Origin of the sequence: Nostoc sp. DedQUE08, assembly GCF_034530895.1 — a bacterium.
In the GTDB taxonomy this organism is placed as follows: Bacteria; Cyanobacteriota; Cyanobacteriia; order Cyanobacteriales; family Nostocaceae; genus Nostoc.
Map to the genome: position 1 here is coordinate 70,119 of NZ_JAVRCD010000030.1, position 23,458 is coordinate 93,576.

The 23,458-nt window shown below is 41.6% G+C and carries 15 protein-coding genes and 2 tRNA genes; 4 read left to right on the forward strand and 13 right to left on the reverse strand.

From position 1 onward, the window contains the following. Positions 1 to 213: 213 nt before the first annotated feature. Together sat and RMY64_RS20245 are read left to right on the forward strand one after the other, a co-directional pair. Positions 214 to 1,392, forward strand: coding sequence for a sulfate adenylyltransferase (sat, locus tag RMY64_RS20240; RefSeq protein WP_322700951.1), 1,179 nt, complete (start codon positions 214 to 216; stop codon positions 1,390 to 1,392). A 176-nt stretch (positions 1,393 to 1,568) separates the two neighbouring features. After that, positions 1,569 to 3,680, forward strand: a complete 2,112-nt coding sequence (locus RMY64_RS20245; RefSeq protein ID WP_322700952.1) for a caspase family protein — start codon at positions 1,569 to 1,571, stop codon at positions 3,678 to 3,680. Between the two features lie 128 nt (positions 3,681 to 3,808). On the opposite strand, the gene hisC is transcribed toward RMY64_RS20245, so the two are convergent. Next, positions 3,809 to 4,858, reverse strand: a complete 1,050-nt coding sequence (gene hisC, locus RMY64_RS20250) for a histidinol-phosphate transaminase (protein WP_322700953.1) — start codon at positions 4,856 to 4,858, stop codon at positions 3,809 to 3,811. Positions 4,859 to 5,020: 162 nt separating this feature from the next. On the opposite strand from hisC, the gene RMY64_RS20255 reads away from it, so the two are divergent. Continuing rightward, positions 5,021 to 5,785: a methyltransferase domain-containing protein gene (locus RMY64_RS20255; RefSeq protein ID WP_322674341.1), complete on the forward strand. Its 765-nt coding sequence runs from the start codon at positions 5,021 to 5,023 to the stop codon at positions 5,783 to 5,785. 123 nt (positions 5,786 to 5,908) lie between these two features. On the opposite strand, the gene RMY64_RS20260 is transcribed toward RMY64_RS20255, so the two are convergent. From RMY64_RS20260 to RMY64_RS20315, 12 genes are all read right to left on the reverse strand, one after another. Next, positions 5,909 to 5,981 (reverse strand) — tRNA-Ala (locus RMY64_RS20260). Between the two features lie 440 nt (positions 5,982 to 6,421). Then, a tRNA-Met gene (locus tag RMY64_RS20265) sits at positions 6,422 to 6,495 on the reverse strand. Positions 6,496 to 6,660: 165 nt separating this feature from the next. Continuing rightward, the gene (locus RMY64_RS20270; RefSeq protein ID WP_322674340.1) at positions 6,661 to 8,988 is read right to left on the reverse strand and encodes a peptidoglycan DD-metalloendopeptidase family protein; all 2,328 of its coding nucleotides are present in this window, start codon (positions 8,986 to 8,988) and stop codon (positions 6,661 to 6,663) included. A gap of 793 nt (positions 8,989 to 9,781) precedes the next feature. Next, entirely contained in the window at positions 9,782 to 10,243 is a 462-nt protein-coding gene (locus RMY64_RS20275) for a tRNA (cytidine(34)-2'-O)-methyltransferase (protein WP_322674339.1), read from the reverse strand. Between the two features lie 336 nt (positions 10,244 to 10,579). Further along, a complete protein-coding gene (gene gshA / locus RMY64_RS20280) occupies positions 10,580 to 11,719 on the reverse strand; it encodes a glutamate--cysteine ligase (protein WP_322674338.1) in 1,140 nt (379 codons plus the stop codon). A gap of 211 nt (positions 11,720 to 11,930) precedes the next feature. Beyond that, a complete protein-coding gene (locus RMY64_RS20285) occupies positions 11,931 to 13,754 on the reverse strand; it encodes a hypothetical protein (protein WP_322674337.1) in 1,824 nt (607 codons plus the stop codon). Next, on the reverse strand, positions 13,732 to 18,516 hold the full coding sequence (locus tag RMY64_RS20290) for a translation initiation factor IF-2 N-terminal domain-containing protein (RefSeq protein WP_322700954.1): 4,785 nt from the start codon (positions 18,514 to 18,516) through the stop codon (positions 13,732 to 13,734). The genes RMY64_RS20285 and RMY64_RS20290 overlap by 23 nt, the downstream gene beginning before the upstream one ends. Positions 18,517 to 18,934: 418 nt before the next feature. Then, positions 18,935 to 19,189: a hypothetical protein gene (locus tag RMY64_RS20295; RefSeq protein ID WP_322674336.1), complete on the reverse strand. Its 255-nt coding sequence runs from the start codon at positions 19,187 to 19,189 to the stop codon at positions 18,935 to 18,937. Between the two features lie 393 nt (positions 19,190 to 19,582). After that, the gene (locus RMY64_RS20300) at positions 19,583 to 19,789 is read right to left on the reverse strand and encodes a hypothetical protein (RefSeq protein ID WP_322674335.1); all 207 of its coding nucleotides are present in this window, start codon (positions 19,787 to 19,789) and stop codon (positions 19,583 to 19,585) included. Between the two features lie 174 nt (positions 19,790 to 19,963). After that, positions 19,964 to 20,311, reverse strand: a complete 348-nt coding sequence (locus tag RMY64_RS20305; protein WP_322674334.1) for a carboxypeptidase-like regulatory domain-containing protein — start codon at positions 20,309 to 20,311, stop codon at positions 19,964 to 19,966. Next, positions 20,308 to 20,508 (reverse strand): hypothetical protein, encoded by a 201-nt coding sequence (locus RMY64_RS20310; protein ID WP_322674333.1) that lies wholly within the window; start codon positions 20,506 to 20,508, stop codon positions 20,308 to 20,310. Before RMY64_RS20310 ends, RMY64_RS20305 begins: the two co-directional genes overlap by 4 nt. A gap of 12 nt (positions 20,509 to 20,520) precedes the next feature. Continuing rightward, complete coding sequence (locus tag RMY64_RS20315) at positions 20,521 to 21,393, reverse strand: hypothetical protein (protein ID WP_322674332.1); 873 nt, start codon at positions 21,391 to 21,393, stop codon at positions 20,521 to 20,523. Positions 21,394 to 22,518: 1,125 nt separating this feature from the next. Between RMY64_RS20315 and RMY64_RS20320 the strand changes: the two genes are divergently transcribed. Continuing rightward, on the forward strand, positions 22,519 to 23,283 hold the full coding sequence (locus RMY64_RS20320) for a peptidylprolyl isomerase (protein ID WP_322674331.1): 765 nt from the start codon (positions 22,519 to 22,521) through the stop codon (positions 23,281 to 23,283). Positions 23,284 to 23,458: the final 175 nt, after the last annotated feature.

The window sequence follows — 23,458 nt, forward strand, 5'->3', positions numbered from 1 at the left end:
AGGCTAAGGACTCGGATTCGATCGCTTTTAATATTTAGTTTGCCCCATACCCCTCGGTCACTGAGCGTAGTCGTTCGCGCAGCGTCTCGTAGAGAAGTGCTGCTCCTCTGCCTCTTGTACCCAATGCCTAAACTATTTTTCTCTACGTACCAGCATTTGATAAGTTAGTACATAATCTGAAACAATAACAGTAAAAGCAGAGAGGGGATTAAGTTGAGTCACAATCCAGATGCCATAGCCCCCCACGGTGGACAGTTGGTTAACCGTATCGCCACATCAGAACAAAGAGCAGAGTTTCTCTCAAAAGCTGACTTTTTGCCACGAGTGCAACTTGACGATCGCGCCGTTTCCGATTTAGAAATGATTGCGATCGGTGCTTTTAGTCCGCTGACGGGTTTTATGAACCAAGAAGACTACGATCGCACTGTGACAGAAATGCGATTAGCTAACGGTCTTGTGTGGTCAATCCCGATTACACTATCGGTAAGCGAAGAAGTAGCTTCCCCGTTGCAAGAAGGCGGCTTAATCCGTCTGGATAACTCCAAAGGCGAATTTATCGGAGTTTTGCAACTTACGCAAAAATATCATTACGACAAAATCCGCGAAGCAATAAAAGTCTACCGTACTAATGATGTCAATCATCCCGGCGTACAGGTACTCTATAACCAAGGTAGCGTACATCTGGCGGGTGATATTTGGTTGTTGCAACGCGAACCTCATCCCCAGTTTCCCAGTTACCAAATCGATCCAGCGGCCTCACGGCAACTATTTCAAGACAAGGGTTGGAAAACTATCGTCGGCTTTCAAACTCGCAACCCCATCCACCGCGCCCATGAATACATTCAAAAGTGCGCCTTAGAAACTGTTGATGGTCTATTTTTGCACCCATTAGTCGGGGCGACAAAAGAAGATGATATCGCCGCTGATGTGCGGATGCGCTGCTATGAAATTTTGCTAGAACACTACTACCCCTTAGACAGGGTAACTTTGGCAATTAATCCCGCCGCAATGCGCTATGCTGGACCTCGTGAGGCGATCTTCCATGCCTTAGTCCGCAAAAACTACGGCTGTACTCACTTTATCGTCGGACGGGATCATGCTGGTGTTGGTGACTATTATGGCACTTATGATGCTCAGTATATCTTTGATGAATTTGCGCCAAGCGAATTAGGCATTGTGCCGATGAAATTTGAACACGCTTTTTACTGCACCCGCACTAAGCAGATGGCAACATCTAAAACCAGTCCCAGCAGGCCAGAAGAACGCATTCACCTATCAGGGACAAAAGTTAGGGAAATGCTGCGGCGCGGTGAGTTACCTCCACCAGAATTTTCTCGTCCAGAGGTAGCAGCAGAGTTAGCACGGGCAATGCGTATAGAAGTAACGGCTTAGGGCATTGGGCATTGGGCATTGGGCATTGGGCATGGGGATTGAATTTTGAATTTTGAATTTTGAATTTTGAATTGATTTCTCCCCTGCCCCTCCGCTCCCCAGATTTTTGTAACTTTACAATACAGAGTTCAGCCCTGTAAGCTGCTAACTGAATGGCTGAGGGCTGATAGCTAATTATGAAACGTCGCACGTTTTTAGAGAGAATTGGCTCAATACTCGCGGTATTGGGCATAACTGAAGCTGAGTGGTTGTCTTTAGGAAATCGCTATTATCAAGCTTTGGCACAACCCAGTCCGCGCAAGTTGGCATTGTTAATTGGTATTAACCAATACCCAAAAATTCCAGCCCTCAGTGGTTGTCTGACAGATGTGGAACTACAAAGAGAAGTTTTGATTCATCGCTTTGGTTTCCAAGGCTCAGATATCCTAACCTTAACTGAGGAAGAAGCTAGTAGGGAATTCATTGAGACGGCTTTTTTAGATCGCTTGAGCAATCAAGCTAAACCCGATGATACGGTCTTCTTCCACTTTAGCGGTTATGGCAGCCGTGTCAAATTGGAAACATCGCCAGAGACAATGCAAAATGCTCTGGTGACAGCTAATGCCAGTTTTGGTCCACAAGAAGAGAAAATAGTCAACTATATATTAGAAGAAACTTTACTGCTATTATTGCGATCGCTCCCTACAGAACGAGTCACAGCAGTATTAGATACTAGCTATTATGCGCCAACCCCAGTATTAGGATTAAAAAGTCGTGCCCTTCCAGAATCAGTAGAGGCAAAGCTAGCAGCAGAAGAACTCGACTTTCTTCAACAACTTAAAACTCAGAAGTTACCCAGCACGCCGATTGTCTTAGCAGCTACCTCAAATCCCAAGCAGTCGGCGAGGGAAGAACTCTTTTCTGGTTTTAGTGCTGGGTTATTTACCTACGCCTTGACGCAGTATTTGTGGGAATTCACCCCAAATACCAAAATTCAAGTCGCCCTCTCGTATATGGAAAATTCTCTATCCAAATTGGGTAGTAAACAGCAACCAGGGTTATTAAGTAGTCAAAAAAATCAACATTTAACGTCTCTACCGCCAGACAGTATTATTGGTGCAGAAGGCGCGGTGACAGCCATTGAAGAAGACGGCAAAACAGTCCAGCTGTGGTTAGCAGGATTACCGCCACAAGTGCTGTTATACTACGGAGTTAATTCTCGATTTACTTTAGGAACAACAAGAGAAGAATTAGTATTGCGATCGCGGACTGGGTTAACATCAAAAGCGCAAATTTCCCAAATAGAAGGTGCAAATCCCCTACAAATCGGGCAACTTATCCAAGAAGCAGTCCGGGTTTTACCCCGAAATATTAATTTAATAATTGCTCTGGATACTGGATTAGAAAGAATTGAGCGCGTAGACGCTACAAGTGCCTTTGCTGGATTTCCCCATGTCTCCACCGTAGTCGCAGGGGAAAAACCGGCTGATTATCTATTTGCCAAACTACAGCAAACACCTAGTCGTTATGGTTTATTTTCTCTGAGTGGCGAACTAATTTCTAATGCCACGGGGGAAGCAGGAGAAGCAGTAAAATCAACAGTGCAAAAGTTAGCACCAAAATTATCAACCTTGTTAGCAGCCAAGTTATGGCGACTGACAGAAAATCAAGGTTCTTCCCGCTTGGCTCTTAAGGCAACCTTAGAAATAATTAACAACATATCGCCTCGCGTTATCATGCAGCGCGAAACAGTACGAACTTTCAAAACAGAAACTTCGATTCAAAAATCACTCCCTACTCCGATTGTCCCTATCGGTAGTCAAATGCAATATCGGGTAGAAAACCAGAGCGATCGCCCAGTATATTTAATCTTGCTGGGATTAAACAATAATCATACAGCGATCGCCTTCTATTCTTGGGAAACTCTCCAAGAACCAAACACCGCAGACACCAAACCTCTGCTTAAAGAAGTTGTCATCGCTCCAGGTGAAACCCTTACCCTACCCCAAACAAATACTGCTTCCGAATGGATGATTTCAGGGCCAGCTTCTGAGTGCGAACACCAACTGATTTTTAGTACTGCCCCCTTTAACGGAACTCTGGCCGCCTTGAACACTGCCAAGTATTCCACAACCGAACAAGGGCCAATTGGCCCATTGTTAAATTCCTTAGAAGTTGTACAAGCCTTGCTACAAGACTTACATAACGCTAGTGCCTTCAAAACAGAGATGAACGTTACAGCAGCGGATTCACATAGCTTGGATGTGAATAATTGGGCAAGTCTTGGCTTTAGTTTTCAAGTGCTATAAGTTAATGTGATTGAAGAAGAATGCAAAATTCAGAATCAAGACATTCTCTACGAGGCGCTGCGCTATTTGCTTTTTACAATCAGAATGAATTCTGACTTCTGACTCTGCCTTATCCTAACGACAAATATTTACGCCCACCTACTAAGTGCCTCTACTAAAGCTTGATTTTGCTCATCTGTCCCAACAGTGATGCGTAATTTATCATCTAGTCCAGGCTGCTTGAAGTAGCGGATTAAAATTCCCCGTTCCTTCAATTTTTGATAGAGATATTCTGCATTTCCTTCTCTTGGTTGTGCCAGCAAAAAGTTAGCTTGAGAATCCCAGATGTGAAAACCTAATTGTTTCAAGTCTGTTGCTAACTTAGTCCGTGATGCTTTAATCTTGGCTACACAAACATTTTTATAAGCTTGGTCAGTGATGGCAGCCGTGCCAATTGCACTAGCGATCGCATCAATGTTATAGCTATCTTTAACCTTAAACAATCCCTGCAACAGTTTAGGATTCGCCACCCCAAAGCCCAATCGCAATCCTGCCAATGAGTACCCCTTAGATAGCGTCCGAAGCACAATGACGTTTTCGTACTCCTTAACCAAAGCCAATGCATTCTCTTCGGTAAAATCTATGTATGCTTCATCGATTGCTAAAACTCCAGATAACTGGCTGGCTAGTTTTCGTAAATCATTTGTTGCTACCACATGTCCCGATGGACTATTGGGCGACGCAATAAAGGTCACAGCCCCATTGGCAGCAACTAATTCGTCCTTTGGTAAGCTGTAGTCTTTGCTGTAGGGAATCTCAATAATTTCCGCCGCTTGCATTTCTGTCAATGTCCGGTATAGCACGTAAGTAGGCATCGGATAAACTACCTTTTTCCCAGGTTCAGCACAGGCTCGAATCACCACACTTAACAATTCGTCACTGCCATTTCCGACAATTATCCAATCACTAGGAACTCCTAAAACTTTACTTGCAGCTTGCCGAAATTCCCCCCCAAAAGGTTCTGGATACCGCCGCAACCACTCACCATCAATATTTCGTAACACAGCTAATGCCGCAGGAGAAGGAGGATAGGGATTCTCATTGCTGTTAAGTTTAATAATCTGTGTACCACGTTGAGGCTGCTCGCCAGGAACATAGCTAGCCATTGCATCAACATTAGAGCGAAAATAGTTGGTCATAGGGCATGGTAAATTGAGTGGGATGTCTACGACGGGCGTAGCTGCGACACCTTATGACGTATCTTAAGCAAATTTCAACCCGCAATTTCTGACGATATCGTTTTTTGTCATTTACATCAGAAAATACGGCTTTATAAATTACGAATTACGAATTATAAAAATATGTCAGATAAATGGAATCCAGAACTATACGAACGATTTCAAGCTGAAAGAAGTCGTCCATTCTACGACTTGGTAGACATGGTACATCGGCAAGAAAACTTACGAGTTCTTGATTTAGGGTGTGGAACCGGAAAGTTAACTAAATATCTGCATGAAACGTTAGCAGCACAGGAGACTTTAGGGATAGATGCTTCTGAGAAAATGCTGGAAAAGGCGCGTCAGTTTGAAGGCAATGGACTACGGTTTGAGCAAGGACGGATTGAGAAAAACCCAATAGATGGGGAGTTTGATGTGATTTTTTCTAATGCAGCATTGCAGTGGTTGACGGGACATGAGGTTTTATTTGAGAAATTGCGGGCAAAACTGCGACCTGGTGGACAGCTTGCCGTACAAATACCAACGATGGATAGTGAGCCAGTGCATCAGATAGCAGTTGAGACTGCACAGGAATTCAGTCAAGAATTAAGAGGATATGTGCGGCGTTTAGAGGTACTTCCTCCAGAAACATACGCCCGAATGCTTTATAAATTGGGGTTTGTCCGGCAGGAAGTCAAGCTTCAAATTTATGGGCATGTGTTGCCCTCACGAGAAGCCGTAGTGGAGTGGTATCGCGGGACATTGCTAACGGCTTATGAGTCCCTACTGGATGCCCAAACCTATGAGAGATTTGTCGAACGCTATCAGCAGAAGCTATTCGAGTTATTAGAGGATGAGCGTCCGTTCTTTTTTCCCTACAAGCGCATCTTAATGTGGGGGCGTATTTAAGAAACTGAAACTAGTTGTGATTTCAAGCATGATCTTGCTTGATTTGGAAGATAAAGTTGCAGAAGTTGTCCAACTTCTCCTTTAAATCACAAAAACAGGTTTTGAACAGCTGTGTTTTAATAGTGGAGCTAAGCGGATTCGAACCGCTGACCCCCTCAATGCCATTGAGGTGCGCTACCAACTGCGCTATAACCCCAAAACTACTAGTAGATAAGCTTAAAAAGCTTACTAATTAGTTTTATAAATTGTATTAGCTTTATTATTATGCAAGTTTATGCAATTTAAGTCAAGACACCTATATTAAGTTATGTGGATGCGATCGCCATCAGTTAGGCTTGTTATCAAAATGCCCTGTCTGTGAAAAACCCTTTCCTATTCTGGCTTTATGGATAAGCGGACAATGCCAGCAATGTTTTATATCCTTTGCAGAAATGGCAGAATATCAAAAGCATTATTGATTAAGAGAACTTGTCCTAACAAGTCACTGTAGACAGTCGATAAGTCTCTAATATTGCGACATTAGTTTGTGAGCGGTTATCTCGAATGAACTACAACACCAATTAGTGAAATAGCGACATTAATTTGTGAATGTACACTAGGAGTTGAAACCCCTATTTTGTTATTGCTTTTTCAAAATGGCTCAGGTCGGAGTTGAACCAACGACCCCAGGCTTATGAGTCCCGTGCTCTAACCAACTGAGCTACTGAGCCATGTTTTTCAAAATCATTAACTAATGTAGCATAGAAATTTGCTCAAGACTAGTCCATTTGGCAATTTTGTTAGAACTTTCATCCTTATTGAGGTAATAAAAGTAGAAGAGGGAGGTAGACTCCCTCAACTAACAAAGCAATGATTTAGTTACAGACAGCCAAGAATTATAGGCGTTGCGGTAACATAGCTATTGGGTTAACAGCACCCTTGCCTGATGGATGGATTTCAAAGTGGGTGTGTGGCCCAGTACTGTGACCAGTGCTACCCATTAAAGCAATTGTTTCTCCTTGATGTACTGCTTGACCAGGTTGCACCAGAATCTTGCTGTTATGAGCATAGCGAGTCGTGCTGCCATCAGGATGGCGGATTTCGACGAGGTTGCCATAGCCACCATTGTTCCAGCCAGCTTTTTCTATCGTCCCCTCAGCTGAAGCTACAACTGGCGTGCCAGTGGAGTTAGCAACGTCAATTCCTTTGTGCATTCTACCCCAGCGCCAGCCATAGCCAGAAGTTAGGGTTCCCTTTGCTGGCCAGGTGTAAGCTAAGGTTGAGGAAGATGGAGGAGGTGTAAGTTCGTCAATGGGTCTGGGAAGATATTGATCCACTGCTGCCAAAGGTGGTAATACCTGTGGAGAAACTGTGGTTCCTCGCATCTTTCCTAAGGAGTCAGAGGCATTTACTTTTCCAGGAGGCGTTGCCACCCTTGTGGCAGATTGAGTGCGAGAGGGAGTCCACTGGCTAGCAGAACCCAGATTAGGCAAGAATTCTGGGTTTACTACTTCGGTAGGGCGTACAGTAGTATGGAATTGGGACTTAGGCTGAACGCTATAGTTAGCCCGAATCGGTGTCGGAACTGGAATTGGTATTGCTACACTATTCGGTCTAGATGCAGGGTTAGGTACACTTAAATTATTGGGCGTAGAAATAGGAGTGAGTATAGCAGCATTATTTGCTTCGATCGCTGCTGCTGGCACAACTAAATTACCAGACTGTTGAGCGCGATATTTCTGCTGTAACCTCTGGATTTCCGCTTGTAAGCCCCGCAAACGGTCATTATTGTTATTGTTTACCCTTGCTACCCTATTTGCTGGTGTCTTCGGCTGTTGCATCTCGGCAAAAGCTTGTGGCACTGGAATGTCACCACCGACGCCATAAGACTTAGCTGTAGGGGGGGCAGTTTCTAAGTCGGTTGCACTATTTGCCTGAATCTGTACAGTTACCGGTGCAGGGACGGCAACGCTACTGTTGTCGGCAATAGTTGGTGATGGTGAACTAGGTAGATATGAGTTAGCACTACCAATATTCAAAGGGGAGGTAGCAACATTAGGAGTTTTGCTAGACTCTACAAAAGTGGGCTGACTCGCTACAGTTGCCTCAACTTTAACCGCAGGAATTTGAACCGCAGGAATTTGAACCGCAGGAGTTTGAACCGCAGGAATAACTAGTTTTTGACTAATTCGCAGTTCATTGGGATTATTGAGGTTATTTGCTTTAACTAGTTCTGATACTGAAGTGTTGTATCTGCTAGCGATCGCTGCTAGTGTATCTCCAGGTTTAACTTCATAAGCTGTATGCGTCGAGGAGGCAATCACTATTGGCGCCGATGGTACAGATGCACTTGTCTTCTGTTTTAACTTCGATACCAGGTTCGCTTGGCTTGGATCGCTAGAAGTGTCTGACTGGACTGCTAATGCAGTCTTCTCAACCACAGTTGTCGGCTGCGCCAATTCTATATCAGCTTTTGATAAATTTTTGGTCTCTCCAGACTGCAACTGCGCCAGACTCTTTCTTAAACGGTTCGATTTTTCTTGTAAGCGATTTAGTGCGAACTCTTGTTGCGCCTTAAGTTGTGCATTTATTTCACTGTTAACTGCGGTTGACGTTGCCACTGTTTGTGGCTGGGCAGTTAGTGATGTATTTGTACTATCAACACCATCAGCACTATAGTCAGACAGCTTATTGACTGTTGGAAAACTAGTTTCGGCTAAGGTATTGTTCAATCCCTGTGCCATTTTGGGCTTCAGGTTAGTGGAATTTTTATAACCTGCTGTTGTTTGAGAAAACTTGTTTGGTGCAGGAACTTGCAAAGATATTCCACTTGCCGCGACTTGCCATTTAGCTTCAAGCCCAGGCACTTGTGATACTGCCGTTGGTTCCACGATTACAGGATTTTCCGGCACGCTCGCTGATGAGATTGCTTGGGACTCCAGCTTAGTGGAGGCGAATTTCACCTCGGTGTCAGGAACAGCAGGAATCGCTGAAGTTGCCTTTTGGCTACCTACGGGCACCGCTGCTTGGGCTTGATCGCTTTGTCGAGTCACCAAAAGGCTGGTTGCTCCCATAGAGATTGCCAAGCCAATCATCGCCGCTTTTGTCCGCACCCGGCTGTTCACTTTTGGATTCATCACATTTAGCAGTTCTACCGGGGCATCATCGCTGCTAGGGGTATTGTTCAACACAGCTTTTACTCTCTTTTTCAATGCTCGTTTCAAAGACGACCTCCTTACGATCACTAGCGCTTAACTAACCTCGATTTTTCAGTTGGATACTAGTCAATGATTTAGATCGCAACAAATGATAGATCGAGATCACATTCACCAGAGATGCTTACGCAAGATTAACCTGCTTCTCTGATTTAGACAAGTTCACATCTGTTTGCAAAACTTAAATTTTGCTGTGTTTACTTGTCCGAACCACTCCTAACACCACTTAGGACGATTTTACTCTTTACCATTATCCGCGCTTGTCTTGCGTCAATCGCGGGGACTGGACAAATTATTTGCCAAGTCCAAGTCGCTGCTGAAAATTAAATTGCGGCGACTTCTGGAAAAGTTATGCCCCCTGCTGTAGATATCTTCAAGATATTTCTACCCCATCCGTCTTCATCAACACGAGACTTTACGTTGATTATTCCCTAAAAAACAACCGTATTAACTATCGGCTACTTTTGGGCTGATTTCTGTCCTCGATCGAGCAAAAATAGCTCAAATGTAATACATGACTGGATTTTAGCAATTTCGTTCCTAGTTTAGGATGTTTTAAATTCATCAAAATCTATCATTCAAATTCGGCAATATCCCAAGTTTCATATACAAATTTCTTATAATAACCTTACTATACTTGTAAGTATCTTCCACTACATTTCGCGAATAAACCCAATTTTTGGTATCTTGTTTTACATATTCTTGCTGTCATCAAGAAAATTTTTGCAGTCACAAATAAATCGTCTAATAGGTTTCTGGAAAGCTTATAAGTAAATACACTTATAAGCAGTCATGTAAACAACTATTCTAAATAGCCTAACTGACGACGGGTTTCAAATAAGCCTATTGCTACACTCACTGACAGGTTCAAGCTGCGAACCCCTGGTTGGCTCATGGGAATATAGACGGTAGCATCGCAATCTGACAGAATTGCTGGTGGTAAGCCTGTGGTTTCACTACCAAACAGTAGCCAATCATCAGGTTGAAACTGAAAGCTTACATAATTACAATTTCCATTAACCGTATAACCCAACCATCTGCCGCCACGCCTCTGATGTACGGTTTTAAAGGCTTCTAGTGATTCGTGATAGTGTAGTTTGACATAAGGCCAGTAATCTAAGCCGGCTCTTTTGAGGTAGCGATCGCTAATTTCAAACCCCAAAGGCCCCACCAAATGCAACTCTGTACCTGTAGCTGCACAAGTACGGGCAATATTACCTGTATTAGGAGGTATCTGCGGGTTCACTAAAACTACCTGAGGCATTATCCGTATAATTTAAGTATTGTATAAAAAAATTATGGTCAATGTTAAATCTACCAAAAGGTAGAGGCTATTCATAGGTTTTGTTAATAATAATCAAGCATCCTCTATCGATTAGATTTTTAAAAGGAAGTACAAACTATCCCAGATCAATGCCTGAGAGGATATTTGGCTACAATCGGGAAATATTAAGTGTTGTGTAGACAAAGTAAGTACTTGTATTTTTTAGGGCTGGTAGTGCCTGCAAAAAAATCTACCATTTGTATGAAGACGAAAGTGGAGAGATAAGGGGATAAAACAAAGTGTTTTCTCAATGCTCAATCCCCAATGTCTTTTGAGTTAACCCAGCAGAGACGAACATAATTTGTCTTCGAGTTCGATTTCGCGCTCTTGGGTGGCAATAATAGCCTGAGTGATGACGCGTTGGCTGTCAAAACCGACTGCGTGTAATTGCAACCACTGTTGAGCTTCATTGCCTTCGCGGAGGATTTTGTGCAAAGGCGAAAGGAAACAGCTAAAACCTTGTTGCTTGGCGATCGCCCAAACATCTTGGTAAATTTCGGCAATCCAATCTCTGGCTACAATACTTCTGCCATCTTGCCAATGCCTCAACTGAGCATCAAGACTACCAGCAGCAGCAGCAGCTTCGTTGTCAGCAGTCAGGGTGACGAGTTCTTCAGCAGAGAAAGTGCTTTGGGTTAACGGATCGATGCTGGGGTTTTCGATTATTTGCAACAAACGCGCTTCTAATAAGGCAGTAATAGCCAATAAGGCAATGGGATCTGTGACTAAATCGCAAATTCGCAGTTCTAGGCGATTCAAGTCATAAGGACGGCGATCGCCATTTGGTCGCACCGATGCCCACAAATGCCTTACATTTTGCATGGTTCCGGCAACGAGTTGATCTTCCACCCACTGGATATGATCGGCGTGGCTGGCAAATAAGGGCACATGGCTGGGCGTTTGTGGGAAAACGCCCCAACGGGTGGAGTGATAGCCAGTAGCTTTGCCATCCAAGAACGGAGATGAGGCGCTGAGGGCGAGAAATAAGGGCGCTTCCATACGGATTACCCGACACGCCCGCATCAATACTTCTGGGTCGCTGATGCCGACATTGATGTGTACGCTAGCGGTGACTACTTTCGTGCCGTAGGTGTTCTCAATGTAATCATGATAGGGGTTTGCTGGATCGGAACGGAGAAAGCGATCGCCCCCACCCAAAGACAAAGTACTCCCTGGTATTAAGGTGTAATCGCCCAAACGATTGAGGTAGTTTCGCAACTCCCGCCGGGGACGCAGCAAGGCACACAATAAATTTTCGTAATTATGGGATGGTTGAGTTATGTACTCGACGTTGCGGCTATCTGGTTCGCGCATAAATCCATCCAAAGCCGCAACAATTTTGTCGGAGAGACCGACGATTTCACCTTGAGGCGTGCCCGTGTACATCTCAATCTCAAAGCCTTTTAATAAGACCACCTTGTTCTCCTCGGCTCTCTCTACCTATAAATTGTATCGAACAAGACGAATCTCTGGATCTATCTTTAAGTCAATCAAAGGTTAAGAATCATTTAATTGACAATCCCCGCGAAATCAAGACGGTATATTTCAGACGGCATATTTCTGGATTGTCTTTGAGAAATTATTACTATTGGAGTAGGAAAAATCTTCTAGTGTAGGTTACATAATGCTACAAAATAAAATCATTGGGTGAATCACTCTCTTGAACAATCTTGAGACGTATAAACTGCGCCCATACTTCATCACTAAGTAAATTTAAAGCAGTTTCGGGATTGTTAATTGCGATCGCGCCGATAACTTTACGCCATTCCTGTTGCAATAAATCAATAAAAGCCTCTTCGATAGAAACTTGACTCAGCAACGAAAGTGCAGTTTTAAAACTTGCTGAATCACCTGATAAGTTTTTTGATTTTAATCCCTGTATTGCTACATTCAACCATACAGGCAGAAGTTCAAGCCAATTGTTTTTCTGTATCTCTTTGAGTGCAATATCTTCCATACCTAGCGCACCCCACATACATAAAGACTCTACAGCCAGTTGAGAATCACGGTTTTCGAGAGCATTTTGCCATAATTGTTGAGCGTGATTTTGGAAGCGATTAGCGAGAAATTCATAAGCTTCCTGAACTTGATGTGGAATTGTAACTTTATAAACTGACTCACCTCGTGGTAAGTAATCGCCGCGATAGGATAACCAGTTATGAGATCCGCAAAGATGAATTTCTTTATCAACTATTACTTCTTTAACATGGGAATCTCCTAACCAAAAAACTTGTACAGATGGTAAACCATCAGGTGTTTTGATTGCTCGAAGTTTTTTCTCTACTTCTGGTGGAATTGGTTTATCTTCATCTTCTTGTCGCCGCGCAATTCCATGTCCAATTAAAATCCGAACTCCGCGATTAGCTAATTTCTGTAACAAGATTAGAAATTTTTCATTGACAACTGCCTGATTTACCCAAGGAGAATAGATTAGAATCTGACTTTTAGCCGAATTTAAAACTTCTGAAAAAACCAAGCTAATTTGTCCATCGCGTAACTGCACGGCTTCACCTAACGCTTTATAGTTATCTCCATCACTAGTAGTTTTTGTGGCAGCTTCTAGCGCCTTTTTGCGAATATTTTCAAGCCGAGCTTCTATTTCAGTATTTTTCTGCTTGAGAATGGCTTGACGTTCAAAATTGATGGTTTCGGTTGACAATTTACATAATGCTTGCAAAGATATTTTACCTTCAGTATGTAGTAGTTCTAAGCAATTTGATGCTGACTCTAAAATTTGCTTTCCATTTCTTATTTGAATGTTCAATTTATCTTCAAGAGCATCAAAGATAACGAAAAGCGATATCTTTCTCCAAAATTTTTGAGTCGAAGCTAGTACCCTATAGGAAGTTACTATTTTTCCCTCTTCTGGTACATGAAGTGCTAAACCTGAAGCTTGAACACTTTTTTGGATTTCCTCAAGGGGGAAGGAAGCAATATCAGCAATTGTATGATCAATAGTGATAAAGTCTGCCAAGTCAGGTAAAGTTATCGTTGTCTCATTTAAGGATTCAGATTGAAAGGTTATCTTATTGCTTAAAGGGTCTGTAATAGCATAAATTTGTATAGGATATGGTGGCTGTGGTACAGACCCTTTTTCATAAAATGAGTGACCTTCAGCAGTAACTGTTAGTGGCGATGTAGGTGATAGAGTTTGTAAGGAACGAAGAGTTGTAGTAGTAGTTTTAATAAAAACAGAATCAAGCCCAAGTACAGATGCTAATTCATCCTCTGTTGGCGGAGGTTGAAATTCAATAGCGGCGCGGATAATAAATTCTTCAAGTACGTTAAACTGGCGGGGTTCCTTGATATTTACTTCTACCGGAGTTTGACGTAAACTATAACGGAATTGACGCGCTGCTAAAACTGATAAACTAGGACTTTGCGCTTCTATTTCGTCTACCAATTTTTTGAGAGTTTCATCAATAGGTTTAGCAGAAGAGGCGAGAAACATCAATGAAACCTCCATGTAGACGCACGATATTTGAAACATTGGAGTACATACCTCCGACTTGTCCACGCTGCTGAGTAAATAGCGAATGACAACCCACAATGACTAATAGTTCTTGAGCGCGGGAAAATGCAACATTAACTCGTTCTGGTTTCTTAGCAAATCCCACATCTCCTCTACTATTATTGCGAACCATACTCACAATTACAATAGGTCGTTCCATACCTTGAAATCGGTCTACTGTACCAGTGGTGATTTGCAACGATGGGAAATCTTTAGATTGCAGGCGTTCATCAATTTTTCTGAGTTGAGCGCCATAAAAAGTAATCACGGCGATTTCTTTTTTTGGTTCACCATTAGCAACTCTAAAAGCCCAAGTACTCTCAAATTGCTTACATAGATATTCAATTGCATTAATTTCTGGAATATTAAAAAATGAAGTTCCTATCGTTTCTTCTTGAAACTTATTACTTCCAGGCGTTTTTATCCAAATAAGATGGTGAGATTCTTTGATGATTTCGCCTGCTAAATTATGTGCGCGTTTTGTATCCGGCTCTAAAATACCACATTCTAGTTTACCATCATAAAACTGATTGATTGCTCCCATAATTATGGGGTGCATTCGATATTGAATATTTAACATTTCTTTGATGCTATTATTAGCACTTTCAAAATGAATTTTAAAGAGTGATTCTTGCAATAATTGTAGTTCTGTATTTGTGCTACCAATCTCTTGAAAAAGTTCCTCTAAAGTCTTCGTGTCAAGCATGGGTGGTAATTGCCGATGGTCGCCTACCATGACTAACTTTTTGGCTTTCAAAGCGGGGATTAATAACTCTGGAGGAGTACATTTACTAACTTCATCAATAATGACGACATCAAAGTATTTGAATTCTTGTGAAAAATTGTAATTTGCAGCTTGAACGCAAGTGATACCAACGACATTGGCATTATCTAGATAAATCCGCCTTAAATCGTTGCGACCGCTTTCCGTTGGCTGTCTTAATTTTCCTATCCAATCTTGAACAAAGTGCTGATATCGATTAAGATAAAATTCTTCATTTTGAAGTTGCTGCTGCCAATATTCAAACTTTACCTTGATACTGCGTAAAAAGTCCAAATTAAACAAGTCTGTCGAATCAACTTCAAGCTTGAATTTACCAGGAATTGTTTCCCAAATTGACTGCCACCAGATTCGTTCAGTTGATATGTATTCTAATTGCTGCCGTAAATGCTCAACAATTGTCTGTATTTGACTTTGAGTTTCTATAAATTGGCTTTTGTAGGTTTCCGTTATTTCCTGCAAGCTAGTAATACGAACTATGAGCAGGTCTTTGCTAGTGGAAAGTGTAGCAAAAGGATCGATCAAGGAAATTAAAGTATCAAGTTGCTTGGTACGATTTTCCCAGTCCCGTATTTTTGCTCTAAATTGTGGTATTTTAGTCAGAATATTTGAAGGATTATTGAGGTATTCTTGCACTAAAAGTTTTAATTCTTTGGGTAAGTATGGGAAGGGGAAAAGTTCTTGTAAGAGTGCGATCGCTCTTTGAAATTTGAAGTCAGCTTCACTGCGATAATTTTCTAGCTGCTCTTGATTAGCAGATATTTTTTGCTGCTCATTAGCCACCAACCTCATCTGTTCATTTAATTGAACCTCAAGCTGGTTTTGCTTTATTTCTGTTTCAGTTTGTAGTTGCTTCAGCCATGTACGCGCACTCGTAACTATACCATTAACCACTTCCTCTGTAATTTGGGAGATAGCGGATTCACTTTCAACAGGCTGAACTGTTTGACGTATAATCTGGGCTTGTCTCCTAATAGCCTCAAGAGTTACCGCCGCACCATAACGGCGGCTATATGGACGTAATTTTTGAGCTATGGAATCCAAACTTGGCTGGTTGACAGCAAACGCAAGTATCCATTCGATAATCCGACCCCAGACCCCTAGTGGTTTCTCAATCTCATCGATGCTATTTTGTGCTAGTTGCTTCAGCTTTATGAGAGATTCCACAGGGTCTAGCGTGTTAATAACGCTCACCTGGCAAATGGCAGCTTCATCGATTGAGCGATTACCTAGTATATTTCGTCCCTGCACAAGTAAATTTCTGATTTCAGTAACCCGACTGCGTACCCTATCCCATTGGCGATAATTTGGAATTAATTCATTGACTTTCAACTGACACCGATCAATACTTTGTTGCCAAGGTAGATATTGATCTGCGATCGTCATGCTTCGTAATACCGAAGGTAATAAGATTAAGTCAACTGTAAACCCTTGACGATTTTGTAAGCACTGTGTCAATACATTGGCAATATTTAAATTAGCTGTAGACAGCCATATATCAAGGTCATTTATTGCTAAACTGACCTCAGATTCACGGTTATGTAGATTCCTAATTCTTTGGTGCAAACTTTGCTGGTTAGCAAGCAATTGTTGGTGATTTGACTTTAGGCGAGCAAGATATTCTGAATTTTGTGTGTAAGTTTGTGCAGCTAACTCCGCTTCGGTCATTGCCATAGCTATATCACTGGCGTAGGCTAATGCTGTGCCAACTTCAGTAATCCGAGAAACTACAGTCTTCTGCAACCAACCAGCTAAACCAAATAAGCTATGATTTGGACGAACTATACCAAGTTCAGAAGCCAAATTAATTGCTAACCGAAGATTTGCAGCAAAGTTTCGCAAGGAAGCGTCTGTAGATGTGTATTTATTCAGACCAGCCCACAAATTAAGAAGTGCTGGATCTTGCCAGTCTACTGAAGGTGCTTGATTCAGCAACTCCTCTAAAGCAGTTTTCAGAGATTCGACCTCAGCCAGTTGAGATGCGGCTTGATTATATTCATTTTTTTGGGTCGTACAAGTTGACTCTAAATTTGCTTTACGCGTCTGTAATAAATCCTGCTCTTTATTAAATACCTCTTCTACTTTCAGGTATGCTGTGAATCGTTGTGATGCTGCAAGCAATTCACGTAAAACTCTTACATTATCGAGGTGTTTAGCAAGATTTTTTTCGCAGTCTGTAGCAGTATTTTCTAACCATGTGCCAATCACTCGATTTTCTAAAAACGGCTGTCCTTGTTCTCCAACTCTTTCGGCGTTTCCCTTTCGCACAGCCCGAATTAGTGGGTTATGAACTAATCGACTCAGGGCGTTATCTACTGCTAAATTGGCTTGAGAAGTAATTAGAGTGCGTCCACCCCGTAGAGCAACTTGATAGCAAATCTCGGCAATTACGGTAGTTTTCCCAGTACCTGGTGGCCCTTGAATTAAAACTAAATCTTCAGCTGCAAGCACTGTTTCTACTGCTGCTTTCTGGCTATGATTAGCTGAGGATAACAACAAATCCTTTGGTTGCAATTCGACAGTTTTTTCAATAGGTCTTGCTTGGGAAGCGTCGAATAAAAAGTTTCCCAAATAGGGATTTTGGGTGCGTCCTTGTCTTAATTGTGCCAAGGCTTCTTTTTTGCGTTTAATCTGTTGGATGTCACCAACTGCCTCAAAAAACAAAAATCCGGTAGCTGGTAGCTGATAACGTCCTGCTGCCATGTAGTCTGCTAAATCGCGTTCTAGCCTTACGCGGATAATGCAACTGTTTGGAATAACTTCTTCAATAATTCCTAATTGGCGGCTGTTGCGCCAGTTTTGTCCTTTGGGAGTAGTCTCGAATAGCTTAACCTCTTCATTTTTTGCTCGTTTTACCCGTTCCCAGAAGTTTTCCACAGCCAAGGAATTTTCATCAGAACCGTCAAGAGTAGCTGAGATTACGTCAATCTCAAAAGTGATCCGTTTTCCGAAGCCATTGTGGCTGAAAAAAGGCACACAAAATTGGCGTGTTTTAGCGATTTTTTCCTCAATCTGTAAAAATACTTCCCAAATTCGCAGATGATCTTCTGTAGGCAGATGGTCGCCGCATATAGGCATAGCTGCCATCCGTGCCAATGCCGTTGACGGAATATCAATACGATACTGATGATTAGGCAGCAACCGTAAATAATAAGGTACAGTATAGCCATCAGCATTTCCCTGTGAAAGTTCTAGCAACTTAGCAGATAGTACCTTTAAACCGCCCCTTCCATTTTGTTGTACAACTACTATGAATCCTAGTGTTTTTCCCAGCTTGTCAAGTCTTGCAGGTAATTGAAAATCATCATGATCTGTTGCTATGGTTAAATCCCAAATTTCTTCTTCAGGATTTTGCCCCGCACCCTTGCGGCGTACATATACTAAGCGAGGCTCTTGACCTAGTAAATCAAATATTAACTCGTTAGCACGCTCTTGTCGCTGCCAAGGTTCACGATATGATTCAAGGACTACTTGACTTTCAAAATTGCTGATTAAACTATTAATTGCCGAAGAACCTAAGAAGACATAGCCCCATTTTTCCGAATCTGTTTTAATATTTAAGCAACTTGCTTGGAAAGATGTAGTAACGGATAGTTCTGGCGTTTTAGAAGGACGATTTGTTAATATTTTGGGTTGATTTATTTCCAAGGTTTGTTGTTTGTGAATGGGAGCAAGCCGATTTGGAGATATAGTCTTTGGTGAAGTTGGTTGATGACTTGCTATAGCTAATTCCTGTTGTATCCCATTTGTAGATGCATATTTTTTAGCAGCCAAACGGATTCGTCCTGCATCAAATTCTGAAATTTTGCTACTATAGCTTTTGACCACGATGTTGAGTTGGTCGCAAATTGCTAGTAACTCTTTGTTCTCCAAATTCAATTCTTTTGATAGCTCATAGATTCTGACTTGCGCGTTGTTCATCCACTGCTTGCCTTTGCCAACAAAGTTTTCCAAGTCTAGTATTCCCAAATGCTGAGAAGGAACATCATCATCAACTTCTGCGGCTTTGCTTATGTTGGGTAGTATTACCCACAAACAATAAAATTACCGCCCTCTTAGAGAGGTCGATAATCTAAGACTTTCAATTTTAAAAAATCAAATAGAATTGCTATCTATTCTGTATTCTCAATCCTACACAATTACTCAAAACCAAAATTTTACTATGAAAAATGCCAGCTTTGGTGATGGCTAGTTTGCCCAGTATATCGCCTCAATTTCGTCTACAAAATTTTTGAGATTGTCATCAATCGGTTTAGCAGAAGAGGCTAGAAACATCAACGTAACAAGATTGGATAATTCAATTTCTACAAATACTTGTAAAGCATGAGGCAAACTACTTTTATGCTTTCAACAAGTCTTGGCGACGACTAGCGCACCAAGCAAATCCAGCACCAGTCACAAACATTAGCAGACCATAAATTGCCCCAGGAATGGCCATTGTAGGACTATTCAGCAGCGTAGGTGTAGAAGCGATCGCGATCGCTAATGTCCGATTTTGAATTCCTATTTCTACTGTAATTGCTGTAACATGTTTTTCTCCTAATCCGGTTAAAGTAGCGATCGCAAAACCTAAAGTTATTGCAACTATATTCAAAACTAGAGTTGCCTAGCCCACATCTATGACATCACAAACAATAGCGTCACAGAAAGAGCAACATCACCCCCAGCCAAAAACTTAATCATATTACTTCCATTCTTAACCCGCTTTGGTAACAATAAAAGTACCTCTGGATTTTACCGTATTCCCGTTAAAATTTTAGTTAGGGAACTCCAAAAAATAAATTATCCAATTTGTCTACTCAACTAGACTTCTTTCTTCTTTGTCCCTCTGCTATGGAATATTTTTTTACTTGGAAGTCCCTTATTGCTTGTGACAATCAATATAATTAACCACAGATCGATATAGATTTTCATAGAGGCGCACAGATGTACGCCCCTAAGCAAGCCTATATTTTATTCAAATGAGAATCGCTACAGCAGGCAGATTTCATCGAAGAGGAGTAGTTTGTACCTCTTCTAAGGATGGTAGAGATTTAGAAGAACTAGCGCTACTTTCTGGTGTTGAAGGTTCATCATTTACAACTCCATCCCATGAATAATTGCAGATTTTAGTGCGAAGTAATGTACCAAATGTCAGGTTAATTACTACAGCGAAGGAATCGATAAAAATTAGATTCAAAAAGCGATCAATCATTAGACCCCCTTGAGCTAACTTGAGCATCAAGTGATATTTGCTTTCTTACTACACATGCCACAATGTCTTTTCCAGAAATGCATCGTGTATTAATACTTCTCGCTTGGGTCGCACAGCTAACTGTGTGCCCATAATATAAATATAATTTGGGATAATTTATTTTTTGGAAGTCTCTTAGGGGATTGCCGACTGTTGTAAATTAAGCTCTTGAAATGCCTCAGAAGACTCTTCCAATGTCAAGCTACCAAAAGATTTACCGTTGATTTGTAGAGTGTATTTACCCTGTGGTAAGCCTTCTAAATAATAGACTCCAGCACCGTTGGTGGCAGAAAAACGCCGAGTCCCCCGATCTGGTTGTATAGCTTCTACCCGTGCGCCTGCGATCGCTTGTGTGTCAGTACTAGTGAATAAAATAAATTGAGGCAAAACTCGCCAATCTAGATTAAAACGGCTAGACAAGCGATCGCTAATAAATGCAGTACTCAAGCTGAAAGATGGATTATAGCGAATATCTGTATTCACATTCTATTACCCGTCAATGCTGAAACTGCTACCTGCAAAGGTAACTTTCCCGGACGCCAAAATAATTCTGCTAAGGCTCTAGCCGATTCGTCATACACTCCACCTAAACCTACTGTCAGATTTTCCGATAAACCCCAACGCCCAGCAATTCCGCCTTGAAAGTCAGAAAAGTTGCCCAAGAAACTTTGATTTCCCACAAAATCCCGTCGTCAGCCACCAGAAACGATTAATCCTGAAGCACCTGCTGGTAATTGTCCTAGTACTGTCGAAAAACTAGCCTCTTGAATTTCTGGTTGGGCGGTGAGTCGTCCTTGGGGATACAGCAAGATGCGATAATTGTTGCCCAAAAATTGATTTTGGCTTTTAATATTTTCAAAACGGTAAATGCCAGAAGAACCAACTAAAATTTCGGCAATCACGCGATCGCCAAAACCTTGCACCAATCGCGCTAATGTACCTGGTTCAGCCTTACCAGAAATTGTCCGTTCAATAGAATCTGCTTGTAACCGTTGGCGAGGATCGGAAGAACCACCACCGAAGGGTTGAGGTGGTACAAACCCCTGTCGTTGAATGGATGTAAAACCCCAATAGTCTCCTGTTCCTTGAGTCTGCCAAAACGTTGGCTGGGAAACTACAAAATAATCAGTTGAATTAGTTTGTCGAAGAAACTGCGCTTCGGCAATATTCCAAGTTTGCGGATTTTCTAAATTTGGTTGATCGGTGCGGATGAACCACGAACCACCAAAAGCACTACCAACAGCAAGAAAATCACCTCTATAGTTTGTCGATCTGCTAGCACTACCGCTAGCATTTACCTTCTGTTCAATTGCAGCGATACTAAATTTTTGAGGTGCAACCTGTGGTAATCCTTCTAGTTGAATTGGAGTTTCCGTTTCTGCCAATTTGCCACTAAATCGATCTAGTCCTGGAACATCTAAAACTATGGCGTATTCATTGATATCAAATTTTGCCGTTACGCCAAAGAGAGTTTGTAAATCTTGAATTGTAAAGACTAATCCTAATTCTGGATCGGTGCGAAGTTTTGTTGGATCGATGCGAGTCACAACACCAGGCGATCGCACTTCTAATTGATCATCAGGTAAAGTGGTAATATTTAATTTTAACCTATAATTCCCACTTGCCAGACAAAATTATCTATATTAATGCTGTATTTTACAGCAAGATTAATTCTTCCAAATTAGGCACAGATACAAGATTTAATTTGAATTTATTCAGGATTTACGCAACTGGCACAAGCAATGGTGTGCGAAGCGCACCGAGCACCGAAAAACTACACAGAAGACATAGCAATTTCTGGACGTTTTTGTTGCTCAACTAAATAATTAAAAAGCAAATTGTGCTTAAGCTTGTAAATAGTTTTACCTGTTTGATAAGCTAAACTTTTCAGTTTTAGCTAAACTAATATAGTGCAAGCAATATGATTTATTTCAAGATACATCATTGATTATTATTACTAATTCGAGTAAAGCCAATCAAGCTACATTCTGGGTAATTAAATACTTCTGTACTACTGGCTAGCGATCGTACTGTGCCAGTTGCGTAATTCATGTAATATAAAATACATAATACCCTTATTTGAAAAGGCAGCATATAAGGCGTCCCCCTTTATACCCGAAACACTTGTAAACAGGCCCCCTAGATGCTTGATAGCGTTCGCGCAGCGTCTTGTAAAGAAGCTTTAGTAACATAGGAGCGTCGCCCTCAGTACATTATGCCTGCTCTACTTGAGAAAATTCTAAACGCTTAGATGCAAAACGGTGCGCGAACGCTTTCGCGTAGGGGTACGCGGACTCATGAAAATACTTGGCGTCTACCCTTATGTACTAAACCCTCTTTCGAGGTTGGGAGAAGAATCGCGACACTAATACCACTGTGGCTCTACGTATAATAAATAATAGAAACCTCAAAACACCCTAACTCAGTCTATAAACTTTGTCTTCTAAAGTCGTACTAGCAAGAACTGTCTTTTATCTTTATCTTCATATCTGCTAGCATTTGCGTATAATCTTTGATAAAAACTCATACAAACTGTATATTTTTAAGTATGTTAGCAAGTAACTATTTAATTATTGCGAAAGTGAGGTTAATATACCTAACCCTGTAGAATTAAGGTAAAAGTTCCTAGACAATGGGCTAAGGTATAGCTTCTTTAACAGACTAAATATTCTTGAGATGACCGAAAGCTAATGACTGAAGCGATCCAAATCGGTAATCGTACAATTACAGCTAGTGAATTGATTTCTTTACTGGCAAGTTACCAAATGCTGCCACAGTTGCAGCGAGAATTAATCATTGATGAGGCGATAGAGCAAAACTCACGCTCCGCCAAGGTAGTTATAGAGTGTACTCCTGAGGAAGTAGCCCAAGCTAAACAACAGTTTTACGCTGAAAAACAGTTTAAAAATGAAGAAGATATCCAGGCTTGGATGGCACATCAAGGGCTGACTCCCGATCAACTAGAAGTTATTACCACTCGTAAGCTGAAAATTGAAAAATTCAAGCAAGCCACTTGGGGTAATAAACTGGAATCTTACTTTTTTCAGTCCAAGGCAAAACTGGACAAAGTAATTTATTCCCTACTGCGAACCCAGGATGTGGGAATTGCCCAAGAACTCTACTTTAGGATTCAGGCAAAAGAAAACTCTTTTGCTGATTTGGCGCGGGAATACTCACTCGGTCCGGAAGCCCAAACTGGTGGCTTGGTAGGCCCGATTGAACTGAATGCACTACATCCGATAATGGTGCAAATGCTCTCTAGTAGTCAACCAGGTCAGATATTGCCCCCTACCCGTATCGCTGAATGGTTTGTGATTTTGCGTTTAGAAAAATTTATTCCAGCACAACTGGATGAATTTATGAAAATGCGCCTGTTGAATGAACTCTTTGAAAACTGGCTACAAGAACAGCAAAAGCAAATCATGTCTGCACGACAAGCAAAGGAGGATAGGTGACAGGCGATAAACCTTTAACCCAATCGAATTAACCCAATCGAATCGCCTCTAAAAGTGTTGTGTGGCATTAGTAGCGCAATTCATGAGAAATAAAAACCCCCAAGCTCTGATCTGAGCTTGGGGGTTTTTATTAAATTATGGTTCCTGGCATCGAGCTATTTTTGCGTAGGGCAAC

Bases quoted from the DNA above. Each gene is read 5' to 3' on its own strand.
- RMY64_RS20245 (WP_322700952.1), top strand. From the start codon at position 1,569: ATGAAACGTCGCACGTTTTTAGAGAGAATTGGCTCAATACTCGCGGTA.
- hisC (WP_322700953.1), bottom strand. From the start codon at position 4,858: ATGACCAACTATTTTCGCTCTAATGTTGATGCAATGGCTAGCTATGTT.
- RMY64_RS20255 (WP_322674341.1), top strand. From the start codon at position 5,021: ATGTCAGATAAATGGAATCCAGAACTATACGAACGATTTCAAGCTGAA.
- RMY64_RS20275 (WP_322674339.1), bottom strand. From the start codon at position 10,243: ATGCCTCAGGTAGTTTTAGTGAACCCGCAGATACCTCCTAATACAGGT.
- RMY64_RS20285 (WP_322674337.1), bottom strand. From the start codon at position 13,754: ATGTTTCTCGCCTCTTCTGCTAAACCTATTGATGAAACTCTCAAAAAA.
- RMY64_RS20290 (WP_322700954.1), bottom strand. From the start codon at position 18,516: ATGAACAACGCGCAAGTCAGAATCTATGAGCTATCAAAAGAATTGAAT.
- RMY64_RS20300 (WP_322674335.1), bottom strand. From the start codon at position 19,789: ATGATTGATCGCTTTTTGAATCTAATTTTTATCGATTCCTTCGCTGTA.
- RMY64_RS20320 (WP_322674331.1), top strand. From the start codon at position 22,519: ATGACTGAAGCGATCCAAATCGGTAATCGTACAATTACAGCTAGTGAA.